At 61.9% G+C, this 3,699-nt stretch carries 4 protein-coding genes; all 4 read left to right on the top strand.

What is annotated here, in order from left to right:
* The first annotated feature begins 288 nt into the window (after nt 1-288).
* Nucleotides 289-663 carry a 30S ribosomal protein S12 gene (gene rpsL, locus O0K41_RS22060; RefSeq protein ID WP_004145320.1) on the top strand — a complete coding sequence of 125 codons (375 nt, stop codon included), beginning with the start codon at nt 289-291 and terminating at the stop codon, nt 661-663.
* A 12-nt stretch (nt 664-675) separates the two neighbouring features.
* Nucleotides 676-1,149, top strand: a complete 474-nt coding sequence (gene rpsG, locus O0K41_RS22055; RefSeq protein WP_004145321.1) for a 30S ribosomal protein S7 — start codon at nt 676-678, stop codon at nt 1,147-1,149.
* A gap of 141 nt (nt 1,150-1,290) precedes the next feature.
* Nucleotides 1,291-3,432, top strand: coding sequence for an elongation factor G (gene fusA, locus O0K41_RS22050; protein ID WP_012479235.1), 2,142 nt, complete (start codon nt 1,291-1,293; stop codon nt 3,430-3,432).
* A gap of 52 nt (nt 3,433-3,484) precedes the next feature.
* Nucleotides 3,485-3,699 (top strand): GTP-binding protein (locus O0K41_RS22045; protein WP_239502993.1); only part of this gene is annotated, 215 nt, incomplete at its 3' end.

Raw genomic sequence — 3,699 nt, 5'->3', positions numbered from 1 at the left:
GGGTAGAGTCGACTGTTAGTCGACTTCTATCGAGAGTCGACTGACAGTCGACTCTACCGGTGCAGGGCAGGGTGGACTGCTTGCGGTTCACCCCGCCAACCTGAACGGGGTACATGGAGGCCCCCCAGTAACGTTCCGGGATCAGGAACGGGCTTGACAGAAGGCGTTTGACTGCTTTCCTGGCAGGTTGCTACAATCGTCTGTCTCAGCAGGCCAGAATTTTGGCCTGCTTTAACATTTCCGCATCTCTGGCCGGATTTTCCGGCCACCAATCAGAAGAACCTACTGATGGCGACGATCAACCAGCTGGTCCGCAAGCCGCGGCAAGCGACCACCTACAAGAGTGCCTCGCCGGCGCTCGACAAGTGCCCGCAGCGCCGTGGCGTCTGCACCCGTGTCTACACCACCACCCCGAAGAAGCCGAACTCGGCTCTGCGCAAGGTTGCCAAGGTCCGCCTGACCAACCAGGAAGAAGTGATTTCCTACATCGGTGGTGAAGGCCACAACCTGCAGGAGCACTCCGTGGTCCTGATCCGCGGCGGTCGCGTCAAGGACCTGCCGGGTGTGCGTTACCACACCGTTCGTGGCTCGCTCGACGCCGCCGGCGTTGCCAAGCGTCGCCAGGCCCGTTCCAAGTACGGCGCCAAGCGTCCGAAGGCATAAGGAGAGAGCACTATGTCGCGTAAGGGTAATACTCCGCAGCGTTCCGTCCTGCCCGATCCGAAGCACGGAAGCGAAACCATCGCCCGCTTCATCAACATGGTCATGCAGAGTGGCAAGAAGTCCGTCGCCGAAAAGATCGTGTACGGCGCCATGGACGTGATCACCGAGAAGAACAGCAGCGCCAACGCCATTGAACTGGTGCAGAAGGCTCTGGACAACGTCGCTCCGGCGGTCGAAGTCAAGTCGCGCCGCGTCGGTGGTGCCACCTACCAGGTGCCGGTCGAAGTGCGTTCGTCGCGCAAGATGGCCCTGGCCATGCGCTGGCTGATCGACTCCGCGCGCAAGCGTGGTGAGAACACCATGCCGAAGAAGCTGGCTGCTGAACTGATCGACGCCTCGGAAAACCGTGGCGGCGCCATCAAGAAGCGCGAAGAAACCCACCGCATGGCCGAAGCCAACAAGGCATTCGCCCACTACCGCTGGTGAGTTTGACGGCCTTGTAAAACAGGCAGGGCAGCACCACTTCGGTGCGTGCTGCCTCGCGGTCCCAGAAGGACTGCGCCAATCCGAAGGCCGCCGAAAGGCGGCGTTCGGCCATCCGAAATCCAAGAAATCTGAGAGGCTCCCGTGGCCCGTTCCACTCCCATCGAGCGTTACCGTAACTTCGGCATCATGGCTCACATCGATGCCGGCAAGACCACCACGTCCGAGCGCATCCTGTTCTACACCGGCAAGAGCCACAAGATCGGTGAAGTGCATGACGGCGCCGCCACCATGGACTGGATGGAGCAGGAGCAGGAGCGTGGCATCACGATCCAGTCCGCTGCCACCACCGCGTTCTGGAAGGGCATGGACAAGTCCCTGCCGGAGCACCGCTTCAACATCATCGACACCCCCGGGCACGTCGACTTCACCATCGAAGTGGAGCGCTCGCTGCGCGTGCTCGACGGTGCCGTCTTCGTCCTGTGCGCCGTCGGTGGCGTGCAGCCGCAGTCGGAAACCGTGTGGCGCCAGGCCAACAAGTACCACGTGCCGCGCATCGCGTTCGTCAACAAGATGGACCGCACCGGTGCCAACTTCCAGAAGGTCGTCGGCCAGCTGAAGGCCAAGCTGGGCGCGGTTGCCGTGCCGATGCAGCTGCCGATCGGCGCTGAAGACAACTTCAAGGGCGTCGTCGACCTGCTGAAGATGAAGGCCATCCACTGGGATGAGGCTTCGCAGGGCATGAAGTTCGAGTACAGCGACATCCCGGCCGATCTGCAGGCGGCTGCGGAAGAGGCTCGCCAGTTCATGGTCGAGACCGCTGCCGAAGCCAGCGAAGAGCTGATGGAAAAGTACCTGGGCGGCGAAGAGCTGGCCGAGGCCGAAATCATCAACGCCCTGCGTACCCGTACCCTGGCGACCGAGATCGTGCCGATGTACTGCGGCTCGGCCTTCAAGAACAAGGGCGTGCAGGCCATGCTGGACGGCGTGATCCAGCTGCTGCCGTCGCCGGTCGACGTGCCGGACGTGAAGGGCGTGGACGTTGACGACGACACCGTCGAAATGACCCGCAAGTCCGACGACAAGGCTCCGTTCTCGTCGCTGGCCTTCAAGATCATCACCGACCCGTTCGTCGGCGCGCTGACCTTCTTCCGTGTCTACTCGGGCACCCTGAACGGTGGCGACACCGTGCTGAACTCGGTGAAGGGCAAGAAGGAGCGCATCGGCCGCATCCTGCAGATGCACTCGAACAACCGCGAGGAAATCAAGGAAGTTCTGGCCGGTGACATCGCCGCTGCCGTGGGCCTGAAGGACACCACCACCGGTGACACCCTGTGCGCCGTGGACGCCCCGATCATCCTGGAGCGCATGACGTTCCCGGAGCCGGTGATCTCGATGGCCGTCGAGCCGAAGACCAAGTCGGACCAGGAAAAGATGGGTCTGGCCCTGGGCCGTCTGGCGCAGGAAGATCCGTCGTTCCGCGTCAAGACCGACGAAGAATCCGGCCAGACCATCATCTCGGGCATGGGCGAGCTGCACCTGGACATCATCGTCGACCGCCTGAAGCGCGAGTTCAACGTTGAAGCCAACGTCGGCGCGCCGCAGGTGGCCTACCGCGAAACCATCACCCTGGCCGACGTCAAGTCGGACTACAAGCACGCCAAGCAGTCCGGTGGTAAGGGTCAGTACGGTCACGTCGTGATCGAACTGTCGCCGATCACCGCTGCAGACCGTGCCGATCCGAAGCTGGCTCCGGCCATCAAGGACGACTTCCTGTTCATCAACGACATCACCGGCGGCGTGATCCCGAAGGAATTCATTCCGTCGGTTGAAAAGGGCCTGCGCGAAACCATCACCAGCGGTCCGCTGGCTGGCTTCCCGGTCGTGGACGTCAAGGTGAAGCTGGTGTTCGGTTCGTACCACGACGTCGACTCCTCGGAAATGGCGTTCAAGCTGGCTTCGTCGATGGCCTTCAAGCAGGGCTTCGCCAAGGCCAAGCCGGTGCTGCTGGAGCCGATCATGAAGGTCGAGATCGTGACCCCGGAGGATTACCAGGGTGACGTGATGGGCGACGTCAGCCGTCGTCGCGGCGTGCTGCAGGGTTCCGACACCACCGGTGACGGTTCGGCCAGCATCATCAACGCGATGATCCCGCTGGGTGAAATGTTCGGCTACGCCACTGCGCTGCGTTCGCAGACCCAGGGCCGCGCCACCTTCACCATGGAATTCGATCACTACGAGCCGGCTCCGACCAACATCGCCGAAGCCGTCATGAAGAAGGGCTGAGCCTCGCTCAGCCTCTCTTGAAACCACTTACGAACAATCAAGGTATAGAACAATGGCAAAGGGTAAGTTCGAGCGCACCAAGCCGCACGTCAACGTCGGCACCATCGGTCACGTCGATCACGGCAAGACCACGCTGACCGCCGCACTGACCAAGATCGGTGCCGAGCGCTTCGGTGGCGAGTTCAAGGATTACTCCTCGATCGACGCCGCTCCGGAAGAAAAGGCTCGTGGTATCACGATCTCGACCGCGCACGTCGAATACGAATC

It is taken from the genome of Stenotrophomonas sp. Sm2128 (assembly GCF_030985535.1).
GTDB lineage: Bacteria > Pseudomonadota > Gammaproteobacteria > Xanthomonadales > Xanthomonadaceae > Stenotrophomonas > Stenotrophomonas maltophilia.
Note: the sequence above shows the minus strand (reverse complement) of the source record. Positions and strands in the feature narration are given on the sequence as shown.